Here is a 25155-nt window from a genome sequence, read left to right as displayed (position 1 = left end):
CCATTCAATTATTAATAGGGTCGAATTATAACTTTTCAAGGTTAAGCTGTTGTTTTGAAAAAGCTTACTGAAAGAATGCTCGTCAGGTTACTGAAAAATAAAAAAATATTATTTAGTCACAAGTCTAAAGAATATGTCTATTGGTGTACTCGATCTGCCGACTTCCAAGCGCAAACTCAAACACAAACACGTGTTGCCGCGCAGCCAAAACTTGCTATCCAGCGACTGAGCGAAATAACGATTCCGCGAGCCGACTCTAAGGCCCAAGAGTGGCTGAGCGCTTCGATGTCAGAAATGCGGGGTTCTGTGGATCAACTCGAAGCCTCGTTTCGCGCCAAACTCGCCGACCTTACTAACCTCCGCCAATCCCTCCTCCAAAAAGCCTTCGCCGGCGAGCTGACATGACACCCGAGCAAATCACCGCTGCCGTGAAACGGATCGCTGATGCTGCACAACCCGAGCAAATCCTGATCTTCGGCTCCCACGCTCGCGGCGAGGCGCGTGATGATTCCGATCTCGATCTGCTCGTCATTGAGTCTGAGGTGACGGATCGAGCCGCTGAGATGGTCCGGTTACGGCGCTTACTGCGCCCGTTGCGAATTCCAGTCGACCTGCTCGTCTATTCAAGGGCGGACGTCGACCGCTGGGGCCACCAACCCGGCAGCGCCCTGTTCTGGGCGTTGCGTGAAGGCAAGGTGATCTATGGCTGAACCGACGCTTGCGGACATCCTACTCACCGCAGCCGAACGCGACCAGCAAGCATTCGAGAAACTGGCCGATGACCCGAGTCTGCATGACTCGTTATGCGGGTTTCATGCACAGCAGGCGGTCGAAAAGGCGCTGAAAGCCGTCTTGGCTTATGCCGGTGTGGTCTTTCGCCGCACGCACGACATTGCAGAATTGTTGGATTTGCTGGAGGACTCAGACATCGGCTCGCCACCTCACGCGGATGACTTAGACGCACTCAACCCCTATGCCGTTGAGATGCGCTATGGTTTGATCGGAGTGTCTGGCCTGGATCGTCAAGAAATCGGTCAAGTGCTGCGAGACGTCCTGCGATGGGCTCATCACCATCTTGGATCAAGGCAGTGATCATCACGACTTAGATACAAACCATCGGCCCTTAGGCGAGCTGCCTATACATCCCTCGTGGATTGGCGACCCAAAAGGGAACGAGCCATGATCAACATTGATAAGCAGGACATCGGCAATCTGCTGTTGCTCGACTATCTAGCATCGCTGCATTCAGCACAGGAGAAGCTGCGATTATTTGAACGCAAATATCAAACTTCCTTGGATGAATTCTCAGCCGCACTCAAAGCCAGCGATCAGGAGAATTTCGAGGCGTGGGACGATGGTATGGAGTGGAAGGCGTATCGGCGAGTTTCCGAGGATCTGAGCCAAAAGATCGAAGAGATCAAGCATGGACATTTTGAGACATGACTAAGCTCACCCAACTCTACGACCAGGATTACACCGCCTGGGCCGAGACCAACGCGGCCTTGCTGAAGGCCGGCCGCTTTGATGCGCTCGACATCGAACATTTGCTTGAGGAACTGAGCGAGATGGGCAAGAGCGAGCAGCGCAGTCTCGAAAGCCGGCTGCGGGTCTTGCTCGCGCATTTGCTGAAATGGCAATTTCAGTATGCTCAGCTCTCCGACCGTTGGCGCGAGTTCGATGGCCGCAGTTGGCGCCAGACAATCGTGCATCAACGCACCGAATTGAAGATCCTGCTGCGCAAGTATCCCGGTATGAAACGTCTCTGGACCGCTGCGGTTCGAGAGGCCTACGGTGATGCCAGAGAACTGGCCGCAGAGGAAAGTGGGCTGCCGATCGACAGCTTCCCATCGGCCTGCCCCTACAGCGATGAGGCCATCCTCGATACCGCGTTCTTCCCGTTGCACGACGCTGAAGGCAATCATCCTATCATCGGCCACAATGAACCTGAACGCTGATCGGCAGCAGACTGTTCTGGACCCTGCGTCTCTGGACCCTGCTTTGCATTCTGCGTGAAGATCGTCGCTTCAGAGCACGACTGAGGTACAAGGCATGTACGACGAAACCGAAGCCGACACCCGCGCCAACCGCATCGATCCGGTGCTGGCGGCGGCCGGCTGGGGCGTCAGCCCCGGCGCGCAGATTCGCCGCGAGCTGATCTGCCCCGGTCGCATCCAGACCGGCGGCAGGCGCGGCAAGAGTCTCGCCTGCGACTATGTGCTGATCTACAAGGGGCACAAGCTGGCGACCTTGGAGGCGAAGCGGGCTGGGTTGAACTTTCGCGAGGGCATCGGTCAGGCCAAGGATTATGCGCAGCGGCTCGGGGCGCGCTGGGCCTTTGCCTCCAACGGTATCGGTTGGTACCAGATCGACATGGCCACCGGCGAGGAAGGCGAGCTGGCGTTGCCCTTCCCCACCCCGGATGCACTCTGGGCGCTGGCGTTCAGCGAGACCAACGCCTGGCGCGAGCGCTTCGGCGCGGTCCCATTCGAGACCGACGGCGGCAAGTGGGAACCGCGCTACTACCAGCATCAGGCGATCCGAGCGGTGTTGGAGGCGATCGCTCAGGAGACGATGCGCATCCTGCTGACCCTGGCGACCGGTACCGGCAAGACCTCGATCGCGTTCCAGATCGCCTGGGTGCTGTTCCAGGCCAAGTGGAACCTGAGCCGCACACCGAGCCGGCGACCGCGCATCCTGTTCTTGGCCGATCGCAACATCCTCGCCGATCAAGCCTATAACGCCTTCTCGGCCTTTCCGCCGGACGCGATTGCGCGCATCGACCCGAAGGCCTTGCGCAAGATGAAAGGCAGCGTACCGACGAACGCGAGCCTGTTCTTCACCATCTTTCAGACCTTCATGACCGGCGACGGCGAGCCGGTGTTCACCGGCTATCCGCCGGACTTCTTCGACGTCGTCATCGTCGACGAGTGTCACCGCGGTGGCGCCAACGACGAGAGCGAGTGGCGCGGCATCTTGGAGCATTTCGCCCCCGCCGTGCAGCTTGGCCTGACCGCGACCCCGAAGCGCCAGCAGAACGCCGATACCTATGCCTATTTCGGCGAGCCGGTCTACAGCTATGCGCTGCGCGAGGGCATCGAGGACGGCTTCTTGACGCCATTCAAGGTGCGGCAGATGGCGAGTACCATCGATGCCTATGTCTACCATCCGGAAGACGCCGTACTGGCCGGCGAGGTGGACATCGGCGATGCCTTCGATGAGGGCGACTTCAACCACCGCGTGATCATCCCGGAGCGTGAGCTGAGCCGGGTGCGGGAGTTCATGGAGCGGATCGATCAGCGTCAGAAGACGCTGGTGTTCTGCGCCACCCAGGACCACGCGGCCTTGGTGCGCGATCTGATCAATCAGGTCAAGGCCAGCAGCGAGCCGGATTACTGCCAGCGAGTGACGGCCAACGACGGCAGCGTCGGCGAACAGCATCTGCGCCAGTTTCAGGACAACGACAAGACCATCCCGACCATTCTGACCACCTCGCAAAAGCTCTCGACCGGGGTGGATGCGCGCAATATCCGCCACATCGTGCTGATGCGCCCGATCCGCTCGATGATCGAGTTCAAGCAGATCATCGGGCGCGGCACCCGCGTCTACGACGGTAAGGACTTCTTCACCATCTGGGATTTCGTCAAGGCCTACGAGCATTTCAATGATCCGCAGTGGGACGGCGAGCCCTTGCCGCCCGAGGAGCGCGAAGACACCGACGACGCCGAGGATCTGGGAGACCGCTTGGGCATTGCCGATGACCCCGAAAGCTATGACAGCGCGACCCAAGAGACTGGCGCACAAGCGGGCCAGGCAGCGGATGAGGATGCGCCGCCGCGCGAGAAGATCGTGATCCAGCTGGCGGACGGCAAGGCGCGCAAGATCGCTTATCTGGCGACAACGACCTATTGGAGCCCAGAGGGCAGGCCGATCTCGGCGACCGAGTTCCTGCAACGGCTGTTCGGCGATCTGTCTGGCCTTGTGGCAGACGAAGACCAGCTCCGCACGACTTGGAGCGACCCGGACAAGCGCGCGCAGTTCATGGCTCAGCTCGAGGATCGCGGCTACGACCAGGACCGGCTCGATGACATCCGCCAGTTGGTGGATGCTCCGGACAGTGATCTCTACGACGTGCTGGGCTATGTGCTGTTCACGACGCCGGCGAAGACCCGCCATGACCGCGCGGAGACCGTTCGAGGCACTGAGCTAACTGGGCTGGACGGCGAGCTGAAGGCGCTGCTGCTGAGCATCTTGAAGGCCTATGAGACCGGCGGCGAGGCGGAGCTGGCGACGCCGAAGCTGGGCCAGTTGTTGATTGCGCGCTATGGCAGCGTCGGTGAGGGCAAGGCCAAGCTGGGGGATTTGACGCAGGTGAAGGCCGGGTTCAAGCAGATGCAGGTGGCATTGTATGCGGGGTGATGCGCTGTGAGACATGCCAGCATGACAACATGTCGTCAGGCCATCAAGTTGCTGACCCATGGCTGAAACAACGGGCTCCCGATACTTCCGGCTGCAGCGATTCCGGGCCCTGATGAAAAGGCACCTTGCCACGTCAGGTCGGTTCGACGGCAGATGCCTGACGGTTAACACTGCTGTCGGCGGATTGCTCGGCCTTATTGGCGGCAAGCAGACGACGGTCATCCAGATCGATTCCGCAGCCGATAGTCTCTTTCAAAGTGATTGGGAAGACCTCTCGATCCGGGTATTTCAACGCGAATTCTTCGCCCAGGCAAGATCACTCGCGGAAGAGTACGAGCAGTTGACTCAGCAAGCCGTCACGCTGATCTGTCACTTCGAACTCGATCTGGGCGACGGTTGAGCGCATTTCGTCAAACGATACTTGGCCCCGCCCCACAGTATCCCTTCAGGAGCAGGTGCTCATGGCTTGGATCTACCTCATCATCGCCGGTATCTTCGAATGGGGCTGGCCCGTTGGCCTCAAGCTCGGTCTGTCTGAGGGCGGCCTGCGCTGGGGCTGGCTTGTGTTCAGCCTGATGACGATGATCGCCAGCGGCACGCTGTTGCTGCTGGCTCAGCGAACGATCCCGATGGGCACCGCCTATGCCGTCTGGACTGGCATTGGTGCCGTGGGCGCGTTTGTCATTGGGCTACTGCTGTTCAGCGAGCCGGCGACGCTGGCGCGGTTCTTTTTCGTCGGCTTGATCGTCGTCGGCATCATTGGCTTGAAGCTCGCATCGCCTCACTGAGGTTGTTGCTCGATCGCCCTGGGCCTGGACTCAGGGCCACCCCCCTGTCTTGCAGACAGATCCAAGCACCTTAGAGCACCAAGCCGGCACCCTTATTCAACACCAGGGCTAGCATGCGGATCGGCATGCTTGTCCGACATCATATCGTGTTGAGAACGAGGGGCTGCTGCCTGTGGACAAGTTGTCGATGGATTTCGGGGTGCTTCTTATCCACAGCTCATCAACCATTGTTCGGCAAGTACAGCATCCTCTTATGATTTTTACAACCGACTGTAAATTAATGGTTTTTAATCTCAAGATCGAGTTGTTCACTAGGCTTATTATGACTACTGATTAGATATTTAAATCATAATTAAGATGACCAAGGAATGTCTGCTCAAGCACGTCGACTCAGTGCGGCGCGCAGACCACGAACATCTGGAGGATTGAATGTCGAGAACTCGCCTGATCGCGTTGACGGCGTTCGCGATGATCCCGCTGTCCGCGAATTCCTGGCTCTGTCGTGCGGCGCTGCGCGATACCGCGATCGATCCGGCAAGCTTCACCAGCCTGCGTTTGATCTCTGGCGCACTGATGCTCTGGCTGCTGCTGTGGCTGACCGGGCGGCTGCGCATCGCTGGCGCGGGTAGCTGGCCCTCGGCCATGGCGCTCTTTACCTATGCGGCGCTGTTCTCGCTTGCGTACTTGAGCCTGACAGCGGCGACCGGCGCGCTCTGGTGCACTGACCTCAGCGCTCGGTTATGCGCTTTGGTACAGCCTGATGCCCTTGCTGCGCGCCTTCAGTGCGGCGACCGTGCAGCTCAGCGTGCCGGTGATTGTTGCGATCGGCGGGGTCATCCTGCTTGGTGAGCCGATCACCTTGCGGTTGCTCCTAGCCTCGGCGGCGGTGCTTGGCGGCATCGCCCTGGTGATTGTTGAACGGCGCCGTGTGGCGGCTCGCTGAGGTTCGTCGCTCGCCGCCACCTAAAAAAGGCAGCGCTGACCCTCCCTGTCTACGCCGCCCGGTCTAAGGCCAAACCCCGCGCTGCTCCAAGATCGAGGTTAATCGCTCCAGCGCCTCGACCAGCGCCGCGGTGCGCAGGTCGGTGCAGAGAGCGCGGTTGTTCGGATGCGAGTCGAAGGCGCGCCACCGGGCGACGACGCGGTCGGTGGCATTGTTGATGCGTGAGCGAAGGCGGCCATTGATGTCGTCGAGCGGCCAGCTGTGGTGCTCGATGTTCTGTACCCATTCGTAGTAGCTAACCGTCACGCCACCGGCGTTGGCGAGGATATCGGGCAGTACCAGGATGCCACGCTGAGCGAGGATGTCGTCGGCCTCGGGTGTGACCGGCCGATTGGCACCCTCGACGACCACGCGCGCATTCACCGCAGGTGCGTTGCCGCTGTGGATCTGGCCGCCGAGTGCCGCCGGGATCAGCAGATCGCAGTCGAGCGCGAGCAGATCGTCGTTAGTAATGGTACGGGTCTCGGCGAGTCCGACAACGGTGCCGTTCTCGGCCTTGTGTGCATTGAGTGCATCAAGGTCAAGCCTGTCCCCATTGCTGACCAGCACCCCGCCCCGCGAGTCGCTGATCGCGATCACCCGCGCGCCGCGCTCGTGCAGCAGGTGCGCGGCGACGCGACCGACCTCACCATAGCCTTGAATCGCCACCCGAGCGCCATCGAGCGACTCGAGCCGCGGCACGGCGCCCAGGCTCAACAAGCGCTCGGCAGCCAGCACACAGCCACGTCCAGTGGCCTCACTGCGGCCCTCCGAGCCGCCAATCGCGAGCGGTTTGCCGGTGACGACCGGGAGGTTGTTCTCGCCTGGATGCAGCGCGTCGTAAGTATCGTAGATCCACGCCATGGTCTGGCTGTCAGTGTAGAGATCAGGCGCTGGAATGTCGGTATAAGGGCCGATGTTGTCGCCAAGTTCGGAGACGAAGCGCCGGGTAATCCGGCGCAGCTCACGCTGACTGAGTTGCTTCGGCGAGCAGGCGATGCCGCCCTTGGCGCCGCCGAAGGGGATGCGCAGGAGCGCGCATTTCCAGGTCATCAAGGCCGCGAGCGCCGCGACCTCCGACAGCGAGACCTGCGGGTGGAAGCGGATACCGCCCTTGCCTGGCCCGAGCAGTCGATTGTGCAGCACCCGATAGCCGACAAAGGTCCGCAGCTGGCCGTCATCGAGCTCGACCGGGATGTTGACGGTGATGGTGCGACGCGGCGGCAGCAGTACCTCAAGCAAGCCCCCGTCGAGGCCGTCGAGATGCTGCTGTGCGCGCGCGAATTGACGTTGAATGATGTGCTCAGGCGCCAGCTCGCCGCCGCTGTCGGCTGCGCGTTCAGCGGGGTTGGCGAGGTTGGAGGTTGTGGTGGTTATCATGCGCGGGTTATCGCTTTCCGGGATGGGTGGGCGCGATCGGGGTCAGCTTCCAGATCTCGTCGTTGTACTGTGCAATGGTGCGATCGGACGAGAAATGGCCGCTGTGCGCGCTGTTGAGGATGCTCATCCGCAGCCAGCGTTGGCGATCCATATAGGCCTCAGCGGCCTGTTGCTGAGCCTGCCGGTAGCTGTCGAAATCGGCCGCCGTCAGCCAGGGATCATGGGGGTTGCGGATGCCATGGATGATCGAGTCGAAGATACCGGGCTCGAATTGGTTGAAGTGGCCGCATTCGAGCAGCGCCATCACCTCACGCAGGGCATCGTCGTGGGCAATGATGCCATTGGGGTCATAGTGGGCACGGGTGTGCTCGACCTCCTCAGCGGTCAGCCCGAAGAGGAAGAAGTTCTCGTCGCCGACGCGCTCGCGGATCTCGATATTGGCGCCATCGAGGGTGCCAATGGTCACCGCGCCGTTCATCATGAACTTCATGTTGCCGGTGCCTGAAGCCTCTTTGCCGGCCGTCGAGATCTGCTCCGAGAGGTCAGTCCCCGGAGCGAGTATCTCCATCACCGAGACGCGATAGTCAGGGATGAAGGCCATCCGCAGCTGTTCGGTGACCTGGCGATCAGCGTTCACCACCTTGGCGACATTGTTGGCCAGCTTGATGATCAGCTTGGCGATCTCATAGCCAGGCGCGGCCTTGCCACCGATCAGCACACAGCGCGGGGCGCCAATGTTGCCGTCGCCATGCTTGATCCGGTTATAGAGATGAATGACATGCAGGATGTTGAGCAGCTGGCGCTTGTACTCGTGGATGCGCTTGACCTGAACGTCGAACATGAACTCGATCGGGAACTCGATCCGACAGGTCGAACTCACCATCTCGGCCAGCCGCTGCTTGTTGTCGGTCTTGATCTGGTCCCAGCGCGCGCGGAAGTCCGCATCCTCGGCCTTTGGGGCGATCTTTTCGAGCTGTGAGAGGTCGTTGACCCAGTGGTTACCGATGGTCTCATCCAGCAGCGTTCGAAGCCCAGGGTTGCACATCGCCAGCCAGCGGCGCGGCGTGACCCCATTGGTTTTGTTGTTGAATTTCTCCGGCCAGAGCTCGAACCAATCGCGGAATAGGCCCTGCTTGAGCAGCTCAGAATGCAGCGCGGCCACGCCGTTGACCGAGAAGCTGCCAACGATGGCGAGGAAGGCCATGCGTACCTGCGGGTCATCGCCCTCTTCGATCAACGACATGCGCCGTTGCCGATCCATGTCACCCGGCCAGCGTGAGGCAACCTCCGAGAGGAAGCGGGCGTTGATCTCATAGATGATCTCGAGCACGCGTGGCAACAGCTGCTGGAACAGGCGCACCGGCCAGCGTTCCAGCGCCTCGGGCAGCAGGGTGTGGTTGGTGTAGGCCATGGTGCGGCTGGTGATCGCCCAGGCCTCATCCCACTCCATGTGGTGCAGGTCCATGAGCTGGCGCATCAGCTCAGGCACCGAAACCGCCGGATGGGTGTCGTTGAGCTGGAAGCAGTTCTTCTCAGCGAAGGCGCTGAAATCCTGGCCATGCAGGCGCTGCCATTCGCGAATCACGTCCTTGATGCTGGCGCAGGCCAAGAAATACTGCTGGCGTAACCGCAGCTCCTTGCCGTTCTCGCTGGCATCGTTCGGGTAGAGCACCATGGTGATGTGCTCAGCGTCGTTCTTTGCCGCTACCGACTCCGGGTAGCTGCCGGCATTGAACTCGCCCAGATCGAAGACGTCGGTCGCCGTCGCGGACCAGAGCCGCAGCGTGTTGATGGTGTCGTTCTCATAGCCTGGGATCGGGATGTCATAAGGCACGGCAAGCACGTCGTGGGTGTTGACCCAACGTTGCACCATGCGGCCTTGATCGTCCTGATGCGTCTCGGTGTGGCCACCGAAGGGGATGCGCTGGGTGTACTCGGGGCGTTCGAGTTCCCAGGGATTGCCATCGCGCAGCCAGTGATCCGGCTCTTCGAGCTGACGACCGTTGTCGATCAGCTGCCGGAACATGCCAAAGTCGTAGCGCAGGCCGTAGCCTTTGACGGGCAGCTGGAGCGTCGCGCAGCTGTCGAGGAAGCAGGCCGCAAGGCGCCCGAGGCCGCCGTTGCCGAGGCCGGCGTCCATCTCGGCGGATTCGATCTCTTCGTACATCAAGCCCATGTCGTAAAGGGCCTGGCGCGCCTCGTCGGTGATGCCGAGGTTGAGCAGCGCGTTGCTCAGTGAGCGGCCCATCAGGAACTCAAGCGAGAGATAGTAGGTGCGCTTGCAGTTGGCCTGGTCATGGGCGTGGCGGGTGAGTTTCCAACGCTCCATCAGCCGATCGCGCAGGGTCACCGCCAAGGCCTTGTACGGATAATAGGCGGAGCGGCAATCGCGGTCGCGACCCAAGGTATGTGCGTAGTAGTGCTGGAAGTCGTGGCCGATACTCTCGGCGTCCATGCCGAGCGGATCGAGTTTGAAGAGACGTTCGTTAGGGGTGCTGTCGGTGAGATCTTTGAATGGGGACATGCTTGAGATCCTGCGCTAAAGGGGCGGATGGAGACGATTTGGGGCGCGAAAGGCCCTAAGATAACTGTGATGCGCCAAGCTGAGAACGACTAAACGCGTGTCAGCGATCTTGTTTTCAAAAGGGTCTGAATGAATTGGTCGAAGGCATCAGTGTACGTCAGCATGCGCTAAGGCGATGGCCTCAGTAGTAGGCAGCGATGACGCGCCAGCCAAGCCAGGTTCGGCCAAGGCGGAGGTGCACGGGCGTTGGCTGTGGCACATCGGTGCTGGCTGGGGATGGTGTCTGATCGCCGATTTGAACCTCGAAGCGGATCGGTGAGCTGTAAAACGCGTAGCGGATTGCAGGCCGAAAGCCATCGCCGTCCTCGTCATGGGTGAGCAGCAGCTGACGCAGCCAACCCAGGGTGACAGTGTTGGCGAGGGCGTTCGTGCCATCGCGCCGGATGGCCTCTTGAATCCAGTCGATGAAAGCGTCCGAGACCTCGCCGATTGCACTGTCGCGCTCTTTGTTGAGGCGACGTTGGATCTGCTCGTGCACGGCGTCGATATCAACCACCGAACTCAGCGCTGAGGTTGGACCATTGACGGTTATAAAATTGAGCCGCCAGAGGGTGATATAGGGGGAGAGCAGGTAGAGGCAGCTGGTGATCAGCAGGGCCAGAAGCGCCCAGCGAGCGCCCGCAGGCAGGCGTTGGAAGCGGCTCCGCGTCAGAGGCTCCTGGACCGGTAGCTGGCTCGTGTTAGACATCAGGACGCCGGCACCTGGCGCTGCTCGAGCGCCTCTCCGGTTGTCAGCCAGGCCTGCTCGACGTCCGCCAGCTCGGCATCGACCTGGCGCTTCTTCTCCATCAGCGAGAGCAAGCGCGGCTTGGCATCTGCATCGTACAGCGCTGGATCAGCAAGCTGTTGATCGAGGTCTTGCGCTTGCGCGCTGAGCGACTCGAGTCGTTGCTCGAGCCGTTTCAGTTCTTGGCGTAAGGGCTGCAGCCGCGCGCGCTGCTCGGCCTCGCGTCGGCGCAGGTCCTTTTTTGTTGGGATGCTGCCGGCTGCTGCGAGTGCCTGATCCTGCGCGTCCTGACCTTGCCCGTCACCGTTGCGGCGTACGGCGGCGCTCGTTGCCTGCCGGCGTAGCGCAGCGCGTTGGCTGATCCAACTCGGGTAATCGTCGAGGTCGCCATCGAAGGTGGTCAGGGTGCCTGCATCGACGAGGAGGAGTAGGTCGCAGGTGATGCGCAGCAAGTGCCGGTCGTGCGAGACCAAGACCACGGCACCTTCGTAGTCTTGAAGGGCCTCGCTCAGGGCGTGGCGCATATCGAGATCGAGATGATTCGTAGGCTCGTCGAGCAACAGCAGGTTTGGCCGCTGATAGACGATCAGCGCAAGCGCAAGGCGCGCCTTCTCGCCGCCCGAGAAGGGTGCTACGGAGTCCGTGGCCTGGTCGCCACTAAAGCCAAAACCACCGAGAAAGTCGCGCAGTTGCTGCTCGGACGCCGCAGGATCGATCTGCACGAGATGCTGCAGCGGCGAGGCTTCCGGCCGCAACTGATCCATCTGATGCTGGGCGAAGTAGCCGATGCGCAGTCCTTGGGCCTCGACGCGGCTGCCCTTCAGAGCAGCATGCTCGCCGGCGATGGCCTTGATCAGGGTTGATTTGCCAGCGCCATTCGGGCCTAGCAATGCGATCCGGTCGTCGGGATGCAGCGACAGGTTGACCTCCTCGAGGATCGGTACAGCATCGTAGCCGACGGCGATCTCCTCAAGGCGAAGCAGCGGGTTGGGCTGGGTGGCCGCATTATGGAAGTTGAAGCGGAACGGGGTGTCGACATGGGCCGGCGCGATCAGCTCGAGCCGCTCGAGCGCCTTGAGCCGGCTCTGCGCCTGGCGCGCCTTGGTGGCCTTGGCGCGGAAGCGATCGATAAACGAGCGCACGTGGGCCACTTCGCGCTGCTGGCGCACAAAGGCGGCCTGTTGCTGGGACAGTTGCTCAGCGCGCTGCCGCTCGAAGGCCGAGTAGCCGCCGCTATAGGTCCAGAGTTTTTGCCGGTCGAGATGGCAGATCGTGGTGACCACGGCGTCAAGCACATCGCGATCGTGCGAGATCAGGATCAGGGTCCCGGTGTAGGCGCGCAGCCAGCCCTCAAGCCAGATCACGGCGTCGAGATCAAGATGGTTGGTCGGCTCGTCGAGCAGCAGCAGATCAGAGCGGCACATCAGTGCCTGCGCCAGCGCTAGGCGCATCCGCCAGCCACCGGACCAGGCATCGAGCGGCCGACGCTCCTCGCCAACCGCGAACCCGAGCCCATGCATCAGTTGCGCGGCGCGGCTCTCGGCGTCCCAGGCGCCGACCGATTCGAGCTGTCCGAGCAGCTCGCCTTGTCGCAGGCCATCCTCAGCCTGTTCGGCCTCGGCGAGGGCCGCCTGCAACTGTCTGAGTTCTCGATCCCCATCGATGACGAACTCGATGGCTTCGCGCGCTCCTGATGGCGTGTGCTGCGCGACATGCGCCACTACCCAGCCAGCCGGTATCGAGACGTCGCCCGCATCGGCCCCGAGTTCATGCCGCAGCAGCGCGAGCAGGCTTGATTTGCCGCAGCCATTGGCACCGACAAGACCCAGCTTCTGCCCCGGGTGGACGCGAAGATCCGCCGCATCGATGAGCAGCTTAGCGCCGCGGCGCAGGCTGATACCGCGCAATTCAAGCATGCTCAGGCCTGCCCTCGTCGAGCGCTCATCGGCGGCAAGCTCGGCGCCTGCGGGGCTTCGCGATCCAGCTTCCGATAGCCGATCGCTTCGCTGAGGTCGGCGATCGTGATCTCGCGCCGATCGGCAAGATCAGCGATAGTGCGAGCGACCTTCAGGATGCGATGGTAGGCACGCGCCGAGAGCGCGAGCCGCTGCATGGCTTGCTCCATGAGGCGGCGGCCGTCGTTGTTGAGCGGGCAATCACGTTCGACCTCACGCGGTTGCAGCGCGCTGTTCGGTTTGCCGGCGCGTGCCATGGCCAGCGCGCGGGCGGCCTCGACGCGTTGTTTCACGGTTGTACTCGACTCGGCTGTTGTCGGCTCAGCCGAATGCAGCTGCTCAGCGGCTAGCCGCGGTACCTCGACATGCAGGTCGATGCGATCCAGCAGGGGTCCGGAGAGGCGAGCGCGGTAGCGACTGATCTGTTCTTGGGTGCAGCGACAGCGGCCGCTCGGATCGCCAAGGTAGCCGCAGGGGCAGGGGTTCATCGCCGCGATGAGTTGGAATCGGGCCGGTAGCTCAGCGCTGCGGGCCGCGCGCGAGATCAAGATCTGGCCGGACTCGAGCGGCTCGCGCAGGACCTCGAGCACGCGCCGATCGAACTCCGGCAACTCGTCGAGAAACAAGACGCCATGGTGGGCAAGCGAGATCTCGCCTGGACGCGGATTCGCCCCGCCGCCAACCATGGCAACGGCCGAGGCCGTGTGATGCGGTGAGCGGAACGGGCGCTGCCGCCAGGCCGGGGGTATCCCCGATGCCTGTCGGCTGACCGAATGCACCGTCGCGACCTCGACCGCTTCCGCCTCAGTCAGGGCGGGCAAGATTCCCGGCAGCCGCGCGGCCAGCATCGATTTGCCGGTGCCGGGTGGGCCGAGCAGCAGAAAGCTGTGCGCGCCAGCGGCGGCGATCTCGAGCGCGCGCTTCGCCTGCGGCTGGCCGCGGACCTCGGCGAGGTCGAGTGACCGCGGCACTGCTTCAGCTGAGTCGACGTGCTGATAGGCCGTCAGTCTGCTCAGTCCGTTGAGATGTTCGCAGACATCGAGCAGACAGTCGGCGGGGAAGATCTCGAGGCCGCTCACCAGTGCGGCCTCGGCGGCATTGAGCCGGGGCAGGATCAGCGCGCGGCCGACATCGCGCGCGGCCAGTGCCGCTGGTAGCACAGCGTCGACGGGGCGCAGCTCACCGCTCAAGGCCAGCTCACCGAGGAACTCATGCCGGGTCAGCGGCTCCGCTTGGATCTGTCCCGAGGCGCCGAGGATGCCGAGCGCGATCGGGAGATCGAAACGCCCCCCCTCCTTGGGCAGATCGGCGGGTGCCAGATTGATGGTGACCCGCCCAGCCGGAAAATCGAAGCGGCTATTGGCCAGCGCACCGCGCACCCGATCCTTGCTCTCGCGCACCGCCAGCTCGGGCAGTCCAACGATCGACAACGAGGGCAGGCCGACGCCCGCGTGCACCTCGACGGTGACCGCTGGCGCCTGGATGCCGACCCGGGCACGGCTATGGAGGATGGAGAGGCCCAATGGTGCTGGCGCGAGGGCTGTGTTAGCGCAGGTACGCACTCATGCGCTTGGCCCTTCGACATCGACCGTCGTCGCGGTCGAGCCTTGACCCGCCGGCGCCTCAAGCGCTGCGACACGCTTTTCCAGCGCGGCCAGTTTCGCGCGCGAGCGGGCGAGGACCGCTGCTTGAACATCGAATTCCTCGCGCGTTACCAGATCGAGCCGGGCCAGCCCCGACTCGAGCGTTGCACGAAAGCTGCGGCCGATGTCTTCTTGCAACACCTGAAAACCCTTGGGGGCATGTTCTGCAAGGCGGCGGGCGAGGTCGTCTATCTGTTTTGGGTCGAGCATGGGAGTTCACCTGCAATGGAAGCAATGCCGATCATTATAGGGCGATGGCGTTTTAGGCGCCTGCACCGTGCTTGCCCTGAAATGGTGCATGAACGGGTCGAGAATCCGGCCTCAACGCACCGTGACAGTGCGGTTACAGAGTTGCGCTTCTGCGACATTATGCCCAATTCCGTTGCCTTTTGGGTACATAAGTATTTTGGCATACAACCTGCTTAGCACTAACCGACTGTGATTTTGCGATCGGCACGATCACCATGCAGGGCGGTCGTCTCGCCCGTCTACCACATGAACTGAGGTAACTTGACCATGAAAACAAAGAGCTTGGCAAAGAGCTTGGGAATGGTGGCCGCATCTGGCGCCCTGCTATCCGCTTCGCTGCTCGTCTCTGCGCCCGCTGCCGCTCAAGACCCCTGGTCGTTCAGTGCGAACATCGGGGCCGTCTCAAATTATGTGTGGCGTGGTGTCACCCAAACGGGCGATCAGGCCGCGATCCAAGGCGGGCTCGATGTCGGCCACGAAAGTGGCTTCTATGCAGGTACTTGGGTGTCGAACATCGACTGGGGTACAGCTGATCCGAACTACGAGTTGGATCTCTACACTGGGTTTGGCGGTGCCATCAACGATGATGTCAGCTACGACATCGGCGCGATCTACTACGCCTATCCCGATGGGCGAGACTCAGACTTCGCTGAGCTATCTCTCAGCGGCTCCTTCAAATGGTTCACGCTCGGCGTTGCCTACACGGTCTACGGCGAAAATGACGGCGGTTTGTACGATGATGGCGATCTCTACTACTTCGGAAGCGCTGACTTTTCGTTGCCCTATGACTTTGGCTTTAGCCTGAGAGCCGGCTACTACGACTTCCGACATGACGAGGAAGAAGTCACCAAGATCGCTGCCAATGGCACCCCCTTTCTTACAACCGAGAGCTACGACTACTGGAACTTTGGTGCAAGCATCAGCCGCGAGGCTGGGGACTTCGGTACCTTTAGTCTGAACTGGGATCAGAACAACGGTGAGCAGCTTCTCGGCTACGATACCGATCCCAAGTTCTGGGTTGGCTGGAACAAAGAGTTCTGAGCGATTGGCTCGCCACTTGCTTTAGCTTCAGCGCACAAGCGCGTAGCGGCAAGGGCCGATCTGCCATCGTCTAACGCGGCTGGCCTACAGCGGGCCAGCCGCCACCCATCCAACGGAGCACATTCATGAAGCTGGTTGCTGCCATCATCAAACCCTTCAAGCTCGATGACGTGCGTGAGGCATTGGCCGATATCGGCGTCTCGGGCATCACCGTCATCGAGGTCAAGGGCTTCGGTCGTCAGAAAGGCCATACCGAACTCTATCGCGGCGCCGAGTACGTCGTCGACTTCCTCCCCAAGATCAAGGTCGAGATCGCCGTCGACGACAGCCTCGTCGATCAGGTGATCGAGGCGATTAGCAACGCTGCCCGGACCGGCAAGATCGGCGATGGCAAGATCTTTGTCAGTGAAGTCGACCAAGTCATTCGTATCCGCACCGGCGAGACCGGTCCGGACGCCCTCTAATTCGGCAACGGAGGAATTCAACAGTGGAAGAACCGACTATACAACTGGCGTATGCGCTGGATACGTTCTATTTCCTGATCTCGGGCGCCTTGGTCATGTGGATGGCGGCGGGCTTCTCGATGCTCGAGGCCGGCTTGGTGCGCGCTAAGAACACCGCCGAGATTCTGACCAAGAACGTCGCCCTGTTCTCGATCGCCTGCATCATGTACATGCTGATCGGCTACGGCATCATGTACCCGAATGGCGGCAACGGCATCATTCCAGATATCAGCTGGAGCTTCATGTTCGGCGGTGACAACTCGGTTGAGGACGTGCTTGCCAGTGGTGGTGATACCTACTACTCGGTGATGTCTGACTTCTTCTTCCAAGTGGTGTTCGTCGCCACGGCCATGTCGATCGTCTCTGGTGCGGTTGCTGAGCGCATGAAGCTCTGGGCCTTCTTGCTCTTCGCGATCATCCTGACCGGCTTCATCTATCCCATGCAGGGTTATTGGAAATGGGGCGGCGGTTGGCTCGACGGAATCGGCTTCAGTGACTTCGCCGGCTCGGGCATCGTCCACCTCTGCGGCGCTGCCGCAGCCTTGGCCGGCGTGCTACTGCTCGGGGCGCGCAAGGGTAAGTACGGAAAAGATGGCTCGATCAACGCCATCCCCGGCGCGAACCTCCCACTCGCGACCCTCGGCACCTTCATCCTCTGGCTGGGCTGGTTCGGTTTCAACGGGGGCTCGCAGTTGGTGGTCTCCAATATCTCCGATGCCAATGCCGTTGCTGCCGTCTTCGTCAACACCAACATGGCCGCCGCGGGTGGTCTGGTCTTTGCGCTGCTAACCGCGAGGCTCATCTTCGGCAAGGCCGATCTCACCATGGCCCTCAACGGTGCGCTCGCCGGCCTGGTGGCGATCACCGCCGAGCCCCTGACCCCGATCCCGCTCGCGGCCACCCTGATCGGTGGTGTCGGCGGTGTGATCGTGGTCTTCGCCATCATCTCCTTGGACAAGCTGCGCATCGATGATCCCGTCGGCGCCATCTCCGTGCATGGTGTCGTCGGCATGTGGGGCCTCTTGGCGGTGCCGATCACGAATCCAGATGCGGGTATCGTGCCGCAGTTGATCGGTCTGGTTTCGATCTTTGCTTGGGTCTTCATCACCTCCATCATCGTTTGGCTGCTGATCAAACTGGTCATGGGCATCAGAGTGAGTGAAGAGGAAGAGTACGAAGGTGTCGATGTCGGCGAATGCGGACTCGAGGCCTATCCTGAATTCGTCGGCTCCCGCGGCGGCGCTGGGCTCTGACGGATTACGCTTTCCGCGTATCGACCTTGCAGCGGGGCCTTCTGGCCCCGTTTTTGCGTCCGAATTAAGGAGCAACGGATGCGGAGAGCCAGAGATCAGGGGCCAATAACGGTTTGGCTTACCGGCTCCTGACGTCCGGCAATCAGGTGAAATGACCAGCGATGAGCAGCAAGCGGGCTATTCGCCCTGGTTGGTGCTTGCAAGCGCCTGCTTGAAGAAGGCCGGCTGAGCCAGTGCGGCACGATGGATCTCAGCGGTGTAGTAACGCGTTGGGAACGGCAGATTGGTTGCAGCGGCGGCACGGAAGTCTGGAATCGCCTGGTCACGGCTCACCAGGGTAGCGCTCCACCAGCCTGACGGATAAATCGCTTGCGGAAAGAACAGCGTGGCACGGTCTTGGAAACCGGCAGCCGCGGTGTCGGCATAGATGCCGCGGATGATGTCCATGTGATAGAGCGGCGATTCGCTCTGTTGCACCAATAGGCCGCCGGGCGCTAAGGCACGGTGGCAATCACGATAGAAGGTCGCGGTAAACAAGCCCTCGGCTGGCCCGACCGGATCGGTGCTATCGATGATGATGATATCAAGCGATTGATCAGGCGCCTCCCGCATCCAGCGTATCCCATCATCGAACAGCAGGGTCGCGCGCGGATCGGCGTTGGACTCGGTCAGCTCAGGAAAGAACTGCTCGGCAACCCGCGTCACGCGTTCATCGATATCGATCTGGATGGCCGACTCGATCTCCGGATGGCGTAACACCTCGCGCAAGGTGCCACAGTCTCCCCCACCGATGATCGCGACCCGTCTCGGCGCTGGATGTGTAAACAGCACCGGGTGCGAGAGCATCTCATGGTAGAGGAAGTTCTCACGCGTCGAGAGCATGGTAAAACCATCGATCACCATCAGCTGACCGAAAGTCTCAGTCTCGTAGACCTCGATGGTCTGAAACGGGCTTTCCTCGCGATGCAACCGCTGTTTGATCCGCAGTGAAAAGGCACTGCCAGCAGCCTCAGCGACCTCGGTAAACCAGTCGTTCTCGTCTAACATCAGCCTCAGTCTCTCCCCAAGTCAAACGTCACCCTTCAAACTTCGCCATTCGGCCTCCAACCCGCTCCTCATCAACGCGGATAGCGATCGTCGAGATTCGCCGGGCACAGCACATCGCGCATGATACCGATCAGCTCCAAGAGCTGGTCGTTGCGGATGCGATAGTAGATGCGGTTGGCCTCCTTGCGTGCGATGACGATGTTCTTGTTCCGCAACTGCTCAAGGTGCTGGGAGATGTTGCTCTGCGAGGTTCCCGTGCGCTCGACGATCTCCCCCACCGAGAGCTCGTTCTGACCGAGCGAGCAGAGGATCTTCCAACGCAGTGGATGCGCCATCGCCTTCAAGGCCATGGCGGTCAGGGTGGTATCTTCGGGGGCAGAATAATCGGCTGGCAGGTCATCGGTCATGGTCAGCCTCCGTCGTCCTCTCAAGATGGGTGGTCGTCAGCGCTTCCATGACGTTGTCGTTATCGATGCGGACATAGCCGCTCATGTCCTTCGCGATGCAGATGATATCCGTTATTGCGCCATCAGTATCTTTGATTGCCGTGCGCGAGAACAAGATGGGCACGCGCCGGCCGTTGCTGGCGATGAAGCGCGCCTCGATCTTGGCCAGCGCCCCGGTACGAATCAAGGCCTCGAGCCAGGTCCCCATGAAGGCGCCCGCCTCCTCGTCGCCCTCTTCCTCGAAGACATCGCCGATCGAGAGTCCCAGCAGGTCTGATTCGCTGTAGCCGAGCATACGACAGGCGGCTGGGTTGGTGATCTTGATCTCGCCCTCGGGGGTGAGCACGAGCAAGGCCTCGCCCATGTGGGTGATGATGTTGGCCAAGTACTGCCGCGCTTCGGCGAGTTCGGCGGTACGTTCGGCTACCTTGATCTCGAGTTCGCGGTTGAGCGAGCGCTCCTTCTCGATCAGCCTGAAGTAGGTGCTGATCTTATTGATCAGCAGGTTGTCATCGATGGGCTTGAGCAGATAGTCGACAGCACCGATCGCAAACCCGCGCTGTTGGAACTCCTCGGCCTTGAACGCGGCGGTGAGGAAGATGATCGGGATGTCGCGTGAGCGTCGCCGCCGCTTCAGCAGCGATGCGGTCTGAAAACCGTCCATCTCCGGCATCTGGACATCGAGGATGATCAGGTCGATGTCGTGATGGCTGAGGGTGAGGTCAATCGCCTCGCGGCCCGAGGAGGCCTCGAGCACGGTGACTTTGAGATGCTTTTCAATCAGCTTGCGCAACGTGTAGAGGTTGTGCGCGTGATCGTCCACGATCAACAGTTTGTAATCGAATCCGTCCATCATGCCGTCTCCTCGATGTCCTCAACCGCACTCCGGCGCAATGAGGCGTGGATGAGAGTGGCCAAGGCAGCCGGTTCGATCGGCTTTTTCAGGAAACAGCATGCCCCTGCCTCGAGACAGCGCGCTTGCGCTGCTGTGTCCAAATCGCCGAATACCACGATCGGCAGATCGGTCAGCCGATCCGTCTGCCGTAAGCGCTTGATCGTAGCACAGGCGTCGTTCGCTTCAAGGCAGCCTGCGAGCAGTAGCATCGAGCAGTCATGCTCTTCAGAGAGGGTTTCAAACGCCTCTTCTTCATCAGCCGCGGTCTGTACCTGGAGTCCAAGTGCCTCTAGTTCTTCAGTCACGGCGAGCAAGCTTTGCACGTCGCGCTCGACCAGTAAGACCCATTGGTTGGCGTAATCGATGCTGGCCGCATCAGAGCTGTCGGCGCCCATATCCAGATCTAAGGTGCCTGCACCATCGACAGTGAAAACCGCTTTGCGTGTCGACGATCGCAGGCCTTGGGAGAGGTGCGTTTTCTCTGTCCCCTCGCTGTGGTGACTGTCGGCCTCGGCGACGCCGGCGCTGGGAGGAAAGGCCTCCATCGTCTCGATCACCTCGACCGCGGGAAGACCGCTTGGATCGCATGACAGGGGCAAATGGAGTGTGAAGCAAGACCCAAGCCCGGGTGTGCTGGTCACGCTGATTTGGCCACCAAGCAGCTGTGCCAGTTCCTTGCTGATCGAGAGTCCGAGTCCTGTGCCCCCGTAGCGTCGGCGGGTGGAGCCGTCGGCCTGTCGGAAGGCCTCAAAGATGATCTCCTCCTTGCCGACCGGAATGCCAATGCCGGTGTCGGCAACCGAGATCGCGAGCGGATACTGGTCGTCTCCAGCCTGGATGCTGATGGTGGCCTGTCCCTTCTCGGTGAACTTTGCGGCGTTAGAGAGGAAATTTTTCAAGATCTGACGGATCTTAGCCTGATCGCTGTAAACATGGTCGGGTGCGGCGGCGCTGAACTCGACACGCAGCTTCAGCCCTTTTTCGGCGAAGATCGGTCCAAGCATCACCACAAGCTCGTCGATCATCGCTTTGGTTGGGACCCACTCCAGATGAACGGTCACCGCCCCGGCCTCGATGCGCGAGATGTCGAGAACGTTGTCGATCATGGCCAGCAGGTCGCGTCCGGCTTCGTTGATGACCTTGGCCTGACGACGTTGGTCGTCATCGAGTCCGGATTCCTGAGCTGCGAGCAGTTTAGAGAGCAATAAGATGGAGTTGAGCGGGGTGCGCAGCTCGTGGCTGACGTTGGCGAGGAACTCCGATTTATATCGATTCGACTGCTCTAGCTGACGCATGTGTTGGCGCTCGGCGCTGAGATGCTCGGCATGACTCTGAGCCAGTGCGTTGAGCTGCTCGCCGAGTTCTCGCACTTCGGTGGGGCCCTGCCAACGAAACCTGGGCGTCTGCTCTTCGCGTAGAATGCCACGAACGCCACTGGTCAGCTGTTGGCCGAAACGCTCGGCGCGCGCCGCCAGCCAGCGGGCGATGATCAGCAGGACCAGGATCAGCACCAACACAATGCTGAGCACGCGCCCGACGAGCGCATTGCGGAAGTTTGCGATCGGCGACGGATCGACCGGCCGCCCGACCCAGAGCGGTTGCGCATTTTCGGTGAGAAACATCGGCACCCAAAGCAGCGGTGGACCAAAATCCCCTTTCCAAAGGGCGAGCTTTTCTTCGTTGAAGATCGTCTCGAGGCCGGGAAAATCGGTGAACGCCAGTGCTTCTTCGCTGAACGGTTCACCCGGACGAAGATAACGGCCGTCGTTGGTGACCCAAAGTGTCTGCCGATAAAAGTTTGCCAGACCGCCAACATCGATGGTCATCATCAGCAGACCCAGGGGTTTGCTCTGGTCTTCGGCATGCTGACCAACCGGGCTTGCGAGCTGAAGCGTCATCAGTTGTCGAGGATCTTCGCGGGCGGCAAACGGGTTGACTCGAATGCGGCTAACGATGACCTCGCCGGATTTGAGCTTTAGGCCGGCACTGGTAAAGCCGCGACTTGGTGGGTCGGGAGGGTGTGCGGTTGGTCGCCATTCGCGGGTTGATGCGTCGCGCTCGAGCCAAAAGCGCTCGTTGCCGTCACTATCTACGAAAAGGATCTCGATCAGGTCGGCCTGGTCATTGAGCATCTGGTTGATCCAGCCGGTGTAGCGTGCGCGTGCCAGGTCGATGGTTTCTTCATCGCTGGCCTCGCCGAGGATGATGCCGGGCTCAGGCAGTTTCGCCAGCAGTCGGATCATCTCGTGGCGGCTGGCAAGATGTTGGTCGAGATCGCGGAAGTCCGCCCGCAGATTCTGCAGATACGCCTTCTGATAGAACATCGCGGTACGATCGAGCACCAGCGGCAGATTGATCAGCACCGCGACAATCAGAGGCACCAGCCCGAATGCGAGCAGCAGCAGAAGGATGTAGTAGCGAAGCTTCATACAGAGCGCGATCAGCAGAATAGCAAGAGGGTTATCGGCGGGGTCTAACGCTGATGTTCTATCGCCACTTAATCGCCACTTAAGAGGTTGAGTCGCCTGTGATGATTCAGTTAAAGAACATACTCGGACGCGAGCGACTCCGGCGTGAGCTAGGCGTTGCCCGCTCACTCGTCGAACGTCGCCGCAGCGCGGATGGTGCCTGGCGCGACCCATTGCTTGGTCAGTTCGTGCGGCCAGCAGATCTCGTCTTCGATATTGGCGCGCACGTTGGTGATTGTACCGCGAGCCTGCGTCGGCTGGAGGCGCGTGTGGTAGCTGTTGAGCCACAGCCGGCACTGGCGCGGGCCTTGTGGATCCTGCATGGCCGTGATCGGCAAGTGGTGATCGAACAGGTTGCCATAGGTGCCGACACGACTGAGGCAGAGATGTATCTCAATCTTGCCAACCCAACCACGAGTTCGCTCTCGCGCGACTTTATAAACTCCGCTCAGTACGGGCGAGAATGGCGGGACCAGCGCTGGGATGAAACGATTATGGTGCCCGTGACGACGCTAGATGCGCTGATCGCGCGTCACGGGGAGCCGCGGTTCTGCAAGATCGACGTTGAGGGTTATGAGGCTACTGTCCTGCAAGGGTTGAGTCGTCCCTTAGCCGCGCTTTCGTTCGAGTTCACGACCATTCAACGCCATGTCACGCTGCAGGCGCTCGCGGAATGCGAGCGGCTCGGCGCTTATCGCTACAACGCTGCATTGGGTGCAAACGCGTCGCTGGTGCACCCGAACTGGCTGAGCGCTGAAGAGATGGGCTGCTGGACCGAGGGGCTGCCGGAAGCAGCGAATTCGGGGGATATCTATGCGGTGCGGGTGGATGCCTAAGGCGGTCGATATCAATCCATGGCGGTATGCTCCGCAGTCCTGCGGGCTTTGATGTGCGCATGGATGTGCGCATGGCCATGACCGATGAAGCACAGGCCTTTTGGCTGGTCCGGCCGGGGCAGGGGGCGCTGCGCACGGAGACGCTTGCAGCCCTCAGCGATGGTGAGGTGGAGGTGCGCACCCTCTTCAGCGGGATCAGCCGAGGCACCGAAGGTCTGGTGTTTCGCGGTGAGATACCGGAGAGTGAGTACCAGCGCATGCGTGCACCGTTCCAGGTCGGCAGCTTCCCGGCGCCGGTCAAGTATGGCTATATCAGCGTTGGCCGTGTCGAGGCCGTCGATGCGGCCGAGGATGCCGAACTGCTCGGCCAACCGGTGTTTTGTTTGTACCCGCACCAAGATCGCTATCGGGTGCCGGCCTCGGCGGTGCATCCATTGCCGGCTGGGCTACCGCCGGAACGGGCGATCCTCGCCGCGCAGATGGAGACTGCGATCAACGGACTCTGGGATGCGCAACCGCACCTTGGTGATCGGATCGCGGTGGTTGGCGCGGGGGCAGTTGGCTGCCTCTGCGCTTGGCTCGCGAGCAGGATTCCGGGCTGTGAGGTTGAACTCGTCGACATCAATCCGCAGCGTGCCGAGACCGCGGCTGCATTAGGGGTTGCGTTTCGAGATCCCGCCACTGCTCGTCCTGATGCGGACTTGGTGATTCATGCCAGCGGAACCTCCAACGGGCTCGTCGGCGCGCTCGCGCTCGCCGGCGTCGAGGCGACTGTCCTGGAGCTGAGCTGGTTCGGCAGCCAAGCCGTCAGCTTGCCATTGGGTCAGGCCTTTCATCAGCGCCGGCTCACGCTGCGCTCATCGCAGGTGGGCAGCCTCCCGCTTCAGCAGCGGGCGCGCTGGGATCATCGGCGGCGCCTGCAGCTTGCCCTATCGCTGCTGAGCGACCCGGTGCTTGATGCATTGATCACCGGCGAAGAGGCCTTTTCCGACCTGCCGAGGGTCATGGCTAGGCTGGCCAAGGCCCCCGGTGCGACACTGATGCACCGTATCCGTTATGGTGATCCTGCGATGTCCGTTGGTAATGAGTCAGCATAGGATGAGTGATCATGTATAGCCTCTGCGTTCGCGACCACATCATGATCGCGCACAGCTTTCGCGGTGAGATCTTCGGCCCCGCGCAACAACTGCATGGCGCCACCTATGTGGTCGACTGCGAACTGCGTCGCCCGCAGCTGGATGCCGATGGCTTGGTGGTCGATATCGGCAAGGCCTCGATGGTACTGCGCGAGGTGCTCGGCGAGTTCGACTACCAAAACCTTGATGAGCACCCCGCGTTCAAGGGCCAGAATACGACCACTGAGTTTCTTGCCCGGGCGATCTTCGACCGGTTCGCGGCGCGGATCAGCGCGGGCGATCTCGGTGAATCGGCCAAGGGGCTGACCGCGATGCGGGTCCAGCTCAGCGAATCGCACGTCGCCTGGGCCGCCTATGAGGCCGAGCTGCTAGCTCAGACCACAACATGACGGCGCCAATGATCGAGCATCACTTTCGGGTTGCACTGCACGACACCGATGCGGCCGGCGTGCTGTTCTTCGCCCATCTGTTCCGCCATGCCCATGATGCCTACGAGGCGATGATGGCCAGGATCGGCTGGCCGGTCGATGGTCTGATTCGAGGACGTCAGATCGGGCTGCCGCTGGTGCATGTCGAAGCCGATTTTCGGCGGCCGCTGCGCCATGGCGATCAGGTCGATGTCGTCATCGCGCTGAAGGAGCTAGGCGAGCGGCGCTTTAGCTTGACCTACGGATTCTTCATCGGTGATCAGGAGGTGGCAACGGCGCTCAGCGTCCATGTCGCCATCGATCCGCGCACCGGCAAGAGTCAAGCGCTGCCGACATCCCTCATCAGTGCGCTATCTGCGAGATCGGGTTGAATGAGAC

The 25155-nt window shown here is 61.1% G+C and carries 26 protein-coding genes and 1 pseudogene; 16 read left to right on the top strand and 11 right to left on the bottom strand.

The genetic code is table 11. From position 1 onward, the window contains the following. Window positions 1–54 precede the first annotated feature (54 nt). The 9 genes and pseudogenes from CCR96_RS21050 (at window position 55) to CCR96_RS21010 (ending at window position 6147) form a co-directional block, all read left to right on the top strand. Window positions 55–405, top strand: a complete 351-nt coding sequence (locus tag CCR96_RS21050) for a restriction endonuclease subunit S domain-containing protein (RefSeq protein ID WP_201223247.1) — start codon at window positions 55–57, stop codon at window positions 403–405. Further along, window positions 402–710 (top strand): nucleotidyltransferase domain-containing protein, encoded by a 309-nt coding sequence (locus CCR96_RS21045; protein WP_201223245.1) that lies wholly within the window; start codon window positions 402–404, stop codon window positions 708–710. Before CCR96_RS21050 ends, CCR96_RS21045 begins: the two co-directional genes overlap by 4 nt. Beyond that, window positions 703–1092: a HEPN domain-containing protein gene (locus CCR96_RS21040; protein WP_201223243.1), complete on the top strand. Its 390-nt coding sequence runs from the start codon at window positions 703–705 to the stop codon at window positions 1090–1092. Before CCR96_RS21045 ends, CCR96_RS21040 begins: the two co-directional genes overlap by 8 nt. A gap of 87 nt (window positions 1093–1179) precedes the next feature. Continuing rightward, window positions 1180–1443 (top strand): hypothetical protein, encoded by a 264-nt coding sequence (locus tag CCR96_RS21035; protein ID WP_201223241.1) that lies wholly within the window; start codon window positions 1180–1182, stop codon window positions 1441–1443. Beyond that, the gene (locus tag CCR96_RS21030; protein WP_201223239.1) at window positions 1440–1955 is read left to right on the top strand and encodes a DUF29 domain-containing protein; all 516 of its coding nucleotides are present in this window, start codon (window positions 1440–1442) and stop codon (window positions 1953–1955) included. Before CCR96_RS21035 ends, CCR96_RS21030 begins: the two co-directional genes overlap by 4 nt. 94 nt (window positions 1956–2049) lie before the next feature. Beyond that, the gene (gene hsdR / locus CCR96_RS21025; RefSeq protein WP_201223237.1) at window positions 2050–4416 is read left to right on the top strand and encodes an EcoAI/FtnUII family type I restriction enzme subunit R; all 2367 of its coding nucleotides are present in this window, start codon (window positions 2050–2052) and stop codon (window positions 4414–4416) included. 58 nt (window positions 4417–4474) lie between these two features. Beyond that, entirely contained in the window at window positions 4475–4816 is a 342-nt protein-coding gene (locus CCR96_RS21020; RefSeq protein WP_201223236.1) for a hypothetical protein, read from the top strand. Window positions 4817–4877: 61 nt separating this feature from the next. After that, entirely contained in the window at window positions 4878–5204 is a 327-nt protein-coding gene (locus CCR96_RS21015) for a DMT family transporter (protein ID WP_201223233.1), read from the top strand. Between the two features lie 429 nt (window positions 5205–5633). Next, window positions 5634–6147, top strand: a pseudogene (locus CCR96_RS21010) (EamA family transporter). Window positions 6148–6210: 63 nt separating this feature from the next. Here the strand turns inward: CCR96_RS21010 and CCR96_RS21005 are convergent. From CCR96_RS21005 to ubiK, 6 genes are all read right to left on the bottom strand, one after another. Beyond that, window positions 6211–7566, bottom strand: a complete 1356-nt coding sequence (locus CCR96_RS21005) for a Glu/Leu/Phe/Val family dehydrogenase (RefSeq protein WP_201223231.1) — start codon at window positions 7564–7566, stop codon at window positions 6211–6213. A 7-nt stretch (window positions 7567–7573) separates the two neighbouring features. Next, complete coding sequence (locus CCR96_RS21000; RefSeq protein WP_201223229.1) at window positions 7574–10090, bottom strand: glycogen/starch/alpha-glucan phosphorylase; 2517 nt, start codon at window positions 10088–10090, stop codon at window positions 7574–7576. A 181-nt stretch (window positions 10091–10271) separates the two neighbouring features. Beyond that, window positions 10272–10838, bottom strand: a complete 567-nt coding sequence (locus tag CCR96_RS20995; RefSeq protein WP_201223227.1) for a DUF2939 domain-containing protein — start codon at window positions 10836–10838, stop codon at window positions 10272–10274. After that, window positions 10838–12793 (bottom strand): ATP-binding cassette domain-containing protein, encoded by a 1956-nt coding sequence (locus CCR96_RS20990; RefSeq protein WP_201223225.1) that lies wholly within the window; start codon window positions 12791–12793, stop codon window positions 10838–10840. The genes CCR96_RS20995 and CCR96_RS20990 overlap by 1 nt, the downstream gene beginning before the upstream one ends. A 2-nt stretch (window positions 12794–12795) precedes the next feature. Further along, window positions 12796–14355, bottom strand: a complete 1560-nt coding sequence (locus tag CCR96_RS20985; RefSeq protein WP_201223218.1) for a YifB family Mg chelatase-like AAA ATPase — start codon at window positions 14353–14355, stop codon at window positions 12796–12798. Window positions 14356–14394: 39 nt separating this feature from the next. Then, the gene (ubiK, locus tag CCR96_RS20980; RefSeq protein ID WP_201223209.1) at window positions 14395–14685 is read right to left on the bottom strand and encodes a ubiquinone biosynthesis accessory factor UbiK; all 291 of its coding nucleotides are present in this window, start codon (window positions 14683–14685) and stop codon (window positions 14395–14397) included. A 306-nt stretch (window positions 14686–14991) separates the two neighbouring features. Here ubiK and CCR96_RS20975 point away from each other — a divergent pair, with 306 nt between their 5' ends. The 3 genes from CCR96_RS20975 to CCR96_RS20965 all read left to right on the top strand — a co-directional run bounded on the left by CCR96_RS20975 (window position 14992) and on the right by CCR96_RS20965 (window position 17521). Further along, a complete protein-coding gene (locus CCR96_RS20975) occupies window positions 14992–15765 on the top strand; it encodes a TorF family putative porin (RefSeq protein ID WP_201223207.1) in 774 nt (257 codons plus the stop codon). A 125-nt stretch (window positions 15766–15890) separates the two neighbouring features. Then, on the top strand, window positions 15891–16229 hold the full coding sequence (locus CCR96_RS20970; protein ID WP_201223205.1) for a P-II family nitrogen regulator: 339 nt from the start codon (window positions 15891–15893) through the stop codon (window positions 16227–16229). Between the two features lie 23 nt (window positions 16230–16252). Next, entirely contained in the window at window positions 16253–17521 is a 1269-nt protein-coding gene (locus tag CCR96_RS20965; protein ID WP_201223203.1) for an ammonium transporter, read from the top strand. A 177-nt stretch (window positions 17522–17698) separates the two neighbouring features. On the opposite strand, the gene speE is transcribed toward CCR96_RS20965, so the two are convergent. From speE to CCR96_RS24855, 5 genes are all read right to left on the bottom strand, one after another. Next, window positions 17699–18568 carry a polyamine aminopropyltransferase gene (speE, locus tag CCR96_RS20960; RefSeq protein ID WP_201223201.1) on the bottom strand — a complete coding sequence of 290 codons (870 nt, stop codon included), beginning with the start codon at window positions 18566–18568 and terminating at the stop codon, window positions 17699–17701. A 71-nt stretch (window positions 18569–18639) separates the two neighbouring features. Next, entirely contained in the window at window positions 18640–18975 is a 336-nt protein-coding gene (locus tag CCR96_RS20955; RefSeq protein ID WP_201223199.1) for an ArsR/SmtB family transcription factor, read from the bottom strand. Further along, entirely contained in the window at window positions 18965–19867 is a 903-nt protein-coding gene (locus CCR96_RS20950) for a response regulator (RefSeq protein ID WP_201223197.1), read from the bottom strand. The genes CCR96_RS20955 and CCR96_RS20950 overlap by 11 nt, the downstream gene beginning before the upstream one ends. Next, window positions 19867–22338, bottom strand: coding sequence for an ATP-binding response regulator (locus tag CCR96_RS20945; RefSeq protein WP_201223195.1), 2472 nt, complete (start codon window positions 22336–22338; stop codon window positions 19867–19869). The genes CCR96_RS20950 and CCR96_RS20945 overlap by 1 nt, the downstream gene beginning before the upstream one ends. A gap of 164 nt (window positions 22339–22502) precedes the next feature. Continuing rightward, the gene (locus CCR96_RS24855; RefSeq protein ID WP_242519265.1) at window positions 22503–22700 is read right to left on the bottom strand and encodes a hypothetical protein; all 198 of its coding nucleotides are present in this window, start codon (window positions 22698–22700) and stop codon (window positions 22503–22505) included. Between CCR96_RS24855 and CCR96_RS20940 the strand changes: the two genes are divergently transcribed. The 4 genes from CCR96_RS20940 (at window position 22626) to CCR96_RS20925 (ending at window position 25148) form a co-directional block, all read left to right on the top strand. Continuing rightward, window positions 22626–23213: an FkbM family methyltransferase gene (locus tag CCR96_RS20940; RefSeq protein WP_242519264.1), complete on the top strand. Its 588-nt coding sequence runs from the start codon at window positions 22626–22628 to the stop codon at window positions 23211–23213. The genes CCR96_RS24855 and CCR96_RS20940 overlap by 75 nt on opposite strands. A gap of 71 nt (window positions 23214–23284) precedes the next feature. Next, window positions 23285–24310 carry a zinc-dependent alcohol dehydrogenase gene (locus CCR96_RS20935; RefSeq protein ID WP_201223271.1) on the top strand — a complete coding sequence of 342 codons (1026 nt, stop codon included), beginning with the start codon at window positions 23285–23287 and terminating at the stop codon, window positions 24308–24310. A gap of 11 nt (window positions 24311–24321) precedes the next feature. Beyond that, window positions 24322–24738 carry a 6-pyruvoyl trahydropterin synthase family protein gene (locus CCR96_RS20930; protein WP_201223191.1) on the top strand — a complete coding sequence of 139 codons (417 nt, stop codon included), beginning with the start codon at window positions 24322–24324 and terminating at the stop codon, window positions 24736–24738. 8 nt (window positions 24739–24746) lie between these two features. Further along, complete coding sequence (locus CCR96_RS20925) at window positions 24747–25148, top strand: acyl-CoA thioesterase (RefSeq protein ID WP_201223189.1); 402 nt, start codon at window positions 24747–24749, stop codon at window positions 25146–25148. The last annotated feature ends 7 nt before the right edge of the window (window positions 25149–25155 follow it).

Source organism: Halochromatium roseum (assembly GCF_016653315.1).
Taxonomy (GTDB): Bacteria; Pseudomonadota; Gammaproteobacteria; order Chromatiales; family Chromatiaceae; genus Lamprobacter; species Lamprobacter roseus.
The sequence above is the reverse complement of the archived record's forward strand: the minus strand, read 5'-3'. Positions and strand labels throughout refer to the sequence as shown.